We start from the raw sequence: 5,177 nt of genomic DNA on the forward strand, positions 1-5,177 counted from the left end.
GCCAATCAACTTTCTATGGAGAGTTTGATCCTGGCTCAGGACGAACGCTGGCGGCGTGCCTAATACATGCAAGTCGAGCGGACCGAACAGGAGCTTGCTCTTGTTCGGTTAGCGGCGGACGGGTGAGTAACACGTGGGTAACCTACCCGTAAGACCGGGATAACTCCGGGAAACCGGAGCTAATACCGGATAACACCAAAGACCGCATGGTCTTTGGTTGAAAGGCGGCTTCGGCTGTCACTTACGGATGGGCCCGCGGCGCATTAGCTAGTTGGTGAGGTAACGGCTCACCAAGGCGACGATGCGTAGCCGGCCTGAGAGGGTGACCGGCCACACTGGGACTGAGACACGGCCCAGACTCCTACGGGAGGCAGCAGTAGGGAATCTTCCGCAATGGACGAAAGTCTGACGGAGCGACGCCGCGTGAGCGAAGAAGGTCTTCGGATCGTAAAGCTCTGTTGTTAGGGAAGAAGAAGTACCGTTCGAATAGGGCGGTACGGTGACGGTACCTAACGAGAAAGCCCCGGCTAACTACGTGCCAGCAGCCGCGGTAATACGTAGGGGGCGAGCGTTGTCCGGAATTATTGGGCGTAAAGCGCGCGCAGGCGGTCCCTTAAGTCTGATGTGAAAGCCCACGGCTCAACCGTGGAGGGTCATTGGAAACTGGGGGACTTGAGTGCAGAAGAGGAGAGCGGAATTCCACGTGTAGCGGTGAAATGCGTAGAGATGTGGAGGAACACCAGTGGCGAAGGCGGCTCTCTGGTCTGTAACTGACGCTGAGGCGCGAAAGCGTGGGGAGCAAACAGGATTAGATACCCTGGTAGTCCACGCCGTAAACGATGAGTGCTAAGTGTTAGAGGGGTCAAACCCTTTAGTGCTGTAGCTAACGCGTTAAGCACTCCGCCTGGGGAGTACGGCCGCAAGGCTGAAACTCAAAGGAATTGACGGGGGCCCGCACAAGCGGTGGAGCATGTGGTTTAATTCGAAGCAACGCGAAGAACCTTACCAGGTCTTGACATCCCCTGACAACCCTGGAGACAGGGCGTTCCCCCTTCGGGGGGACAGGGTGACAGGTGGTGCATGGTTGTCGTCAGCTCGTGTCGTGAGATGTTGGGTTAAGTCCCGCAACGAGCGCAACCCTCGCCCCTAGTTGCCAGCATTCAGTTGGGCACTCTAGGGGGACTGCCGGTGACAAACCGGAGGAAGGTGGGGATGACGTCAAATCATCATGCCCCTTATGACCTGGGCTACACACGTGCTACAATGGGCGGTACAAAGGGCTGCGAACCCGCGAGGGGGAGCCAATCCCAAAAAGCCGCTCTCAGTTCGGATTGCAGGCTGCAACTCGCCTGCATGAAGCCGGAATCGCTAGTAATCGCGGATCAGCATGCCGCGGTGAATACGTTCCCGGGCCTTGTACACACCGCCCGTCACACCACGAGAGCTTGCAACACCCGAAGTCGGTGAGGTAACCCGCAAGGGAGCCAGCCGCCGAAGGTGGGGCAAGTGATTGGGGTGAAGTCGTAACAAGGTAGCCGTACCGGAAGGTGCGGCTGGATCACCTCCTTTCTAAGGATGACACGAAAAGCGAAGGCGACTGCCCTTATGGGCTAGTCGGAAGTGGGCGCTTACGTTTTGTTCGGTTTTGAAGGAATATAACTATTCCTTCAAGAGTTTTGCGCCTGCGTCTTCCAGTGAATTCAAAGAAGCTGGATTCCTCGGCGCAAGGCAGCAAAGAAGTGAATTCAAGGCAGTAGCCTTGTTCAGTTTTGAAGGAATATTAGTTATTCCTTCAATGGTTTAGGTCTGTATCTATAAGCAGATGCGGAAAATAAGTTCGTTCCTTGAAAACTAGATAACCGAAAGGAAGAAGCCGAGAAGCGCTGATGTTGGTTAAGTTAGAAAGGGCGCACGGTGGATGCCTTGGCACTAGGAGCCGATGAAGGACGGGGCAAACGCCGAAACGCTTCGGGGAGCTGTAAGCAAGCGTTGATCCGGAGATGTCCGAATGGGGGAACCCACTGCCCGTAATGGGGCAGTATCCATACCTGAATCCATAGGGTATGGAGGGCACACCCGGGGAACTGAAACATCTTAGTACCCGGAGGAGAAGAAAGCAAACGCGATTCCCTGAGTAGCGGCGAGCGAAACGGGAACAGCCCAAACCAAGAGGCTTGCCTCTTGGGGTTGTAGGACCACTCACATGGGAGTGACAAAGGAACGGGGTAGACGAAGCGGTCTGGAAAGGCCCGCCAGAGAAGGTGACAGCCCTGTAGTCGAAACTTCGTTCCCTCCCGAGTGGCTCCTGAGTACGGCGGGACACGGGGAATCCCGTCGGAAGCAGGGAGGACCATCTCCCAAGGCTAAATACTCCCTAGTGACCGATAGTGAACCAGTACCGTGAGGGAAAGGTGAAAAGCACCCCGGAAGGGGAGTGAAAGAGAACCTGAAACCGTGTGCCTACAAGTAGTCAGAGCCCGTTAATGGGTGATGGCGTGCCTTTTGTAGAATGAACCGGCGAGTTACGATGGCGTGCGAGGTTAAGTCGAAAAGACGGAGCCGCAGCGAAAGCGAGTCTGAATAGGGCGTATAGTACGTCGTCGTAGACCCGAAACCAGGTGATCTACCCATGTCCAGGGTGAAGGTAGGGTAACACCTACTGGAGGCCCGAACCCACGCACGTTGAAAAGTGCGGGGATGAGGTGTGGGTAGGGGTGAAATGCCAATCGAACCTGGAGATAGCTGGTTCTCCCCGAAATAGCTTTAGGGCTAGCCTCAAGGGAAGAGTCTTGGAGGTAGAGCACTGATTGAGCTAGGGGCCCTCATCGGGTTACCGAACTCAGTCAAACTCCGAATGCCAACGACTTATCCTTGGGAGTCAGACTACGAGTGATAAGATCCGTGGTCGAGAGGGAAACAGCCCAGATCACCAGCTAAGGTCCCAAAGTGCACGTTAAGTGGAAAAGGATGTGGAGTTGCCCAGACAACCAGGATGTTGGCTTAGAAGCAGCCATCATTTAAAGAGTGCGTAATAGCTCACTGGTCGAGTGACTCTGCGCCGAAAATGTACCGGGGCTAAACGTGCCACCGAAGCTGTGGGATGACCGTTGGTCATCGGTAGGGGAGCGTTCTAAGTGCACCGAAGCGAGACCGGAAGGACTCGTGGAGCGCTTAGAAGTGAGAATGCCGGTGTGAGTAGCGAAAACAGAGGTGAGAATCCTCTGCACCGAAAGCCTAAGGGTTCCTGAGGAAGGTTCGTCCGCTCAGGGTTAGTCGGGACCTAAGCCGAGGCCGAAAGGCGTAGGTGATGGGCAACAGGTAGAGATTCCTGTACCACCTCCTCACCGTTTGAGCGATGGGGGGACGCAGGAAGGTAGGGCGAGCAGGCTGCTGGAATAGCCTGTCCAAGCGGTTAGGCTGCCAGATAGGCAAATCCGTCTGGCGCAAAGGCTGAGCCGTGATGGCGAAGGGACCATCGGTCCCGAAGTCCCCGATCCTACACTGCCAAGAAAAGCCTCTAGCGAGGTGAGAGGTGCCCGTACCGCAAACCGACACAGGTAGGCGAGGAGAGAATCCTAAGGTGCGCGGGAGAACTCTCGTTAAGGAACTCGGCAAAATGACCCCGTAACTTCGGGAGAAGGGGTGCTCTCTTGGGTGATGAGCCCGAGGGAGCCGCAGTGAAAAGGCCCAAGCGACTGTTTATCAAAAACACAGGTCTCTGCGAAGCCGAAAGGCGAAGTATAGGGGCTGACACCTGCCCGGTGCTGGAAGGTTAAGGGGAGCGCTTAGCGAAAGCGAAGGTGCGAACCGAAGCCCCAGTAAACGGCGGCCGTAACTATAACGGTCCTAAGGTAGCGAAATTCCTTGTCGGGTAAGTTCCGACCCGCACGAAAGGTGTAACGACTTGGGCACTGTCTCAACGAGAGACCCGGTGAAATCATACTACCTGTGAAGATGCAGGTTACCCGCGACAGGACGGAAAGACCCCGTGGAGCTTTACTGCAGCCTGATATGGAATTTTGGTATCGCTTGTACAGGATAGGTGGGAGCCTGGGAAGCCGGAGCGCCAGCTTCGGTGGAGGCGCCGGTGGGATACCACCCTGGCGGTATTGAAATTCTAACCCGCACCCCTTATCGGGGTGGGAGACAGTGTCAGGTGGGCAGTTTGACTGGGGCGGTCGCCTCCCAAAAGGTAACGGAGGCGCCCAAAGGTTCCCTCAGAATGGTTGGAAATCATTCGGAGAGTGCAAAGGCACAAGGGAGCTTGACTGCGAGACGGACAGGTCGAGCAGGGACGAAAGTCGGGCTTAGTGATCCGGTGGTTCCGTATGGAAGGGCCATCGCTCAACGGATAAAAGCTACCCCGGGGATAACAGGCTGATCTCCCCCAAGAGTCCACATCGACGGGGAGGTTTGGCACCTCGATGTCGGCTCATCGCATCCTGGGGCTGTAGTCGGTCCCAAGGGTTGGGCTGTTCGCCCATTAAAGCGGTACGCGAGCTGGGTTCAGAACGTCGTGAGACAGTTCGGTCCCTATCCGTCGCGGGCGCAGGAAATTTGAGAGGAGCTGTCCTTAGTACGAGAGGACCGGGATGGACGCACCGCTGGTGTACCAGTTGTCCCGCCAGGGGCACCGCTGGGTAGCTATGTGCGGAAGGGATAAGCGCTGAAAGCATCTAAGCGTGAAGCCCCCCTCAAGATGAGATTTCCCATCGCGTCAAGCGAGTAAGATCCCTCGAAGATGACGAGGTCGATAGGTCCGAGGTGGAAGCGTGGCGACACGTGGAGCTGACGGATACTAATCGATCGAGGACTTAACCACGAAAAGCGGAGGACGCCCGCCTATCGGCGACACGCGCTGGAGGGCCCGTGAGGAGGCTGTTGCCACCGCAACGGGACCGAAGCGTCGCGAGCCGATGGCGTCCGGAGCTAGACAGTACGAAAAGCGGAGGCGCTTGGCTTCTTCCAAGCAGATGGTTATCTAGTTTTGAAGGAATGAACTCCTTCTTGACAAAATCAATCTGATGAATATAATAATCTATGTCCAATAGAACAGCTTGCCTAGTGACTATAGCGGAGAGGAAACACCCGTTCCCATCCCGAACACGGAAGTTAAGCTCTCCAGCGCCGATGGTAGTTGGGGCCAGCGCCCCTGCAAGAGTAGGTCGTCGCTAGGC

The 5,177-nt window shown here is 56.1% G+C and carries 3 rRNA genes; all 3 read left to right on the forward strand.

Annotation, left to right across the window (positions count from 1 at the left end):
• Nucleotides 1-12: 12 nt before the first annotated feature.
• Nucleotides 13-1,569 (forward strand): 16S ribosomal RNA (locus GCA01S_RS08710).
• 322 nt (nucleotides 1,570-1,891) lie between these two features.
• Nucleotides 1,892-4,822 (forward strand): 23S ribosomal RNA (locus tag GCA01S_RS08715).
• A 238-nt stretch (nucleotides 4,823-5,060) separates the two neighbouring features.
• Nucleotides 5,061-5,177 (forward strand): 5S ribosomal RNA (gene rrf, locus GCA01S_RS08720).
• Together the 16S, 23S and 5S rRNA genes form the textbook arrangement of a ribosomal RNA operon.

The sequence above is a fragment of the Parageobacillus caldoxylosilyticus NBRC 107762 genome (assembly GCF_000632715.1).
GTDB classification, from domain to species: domain Bacteria; phylum Bacillota; class Bacilli; order Bacillales; family Anoxybacillaceae; genus Saccharococcus; species Saccharococcus caldoxylosilyticus.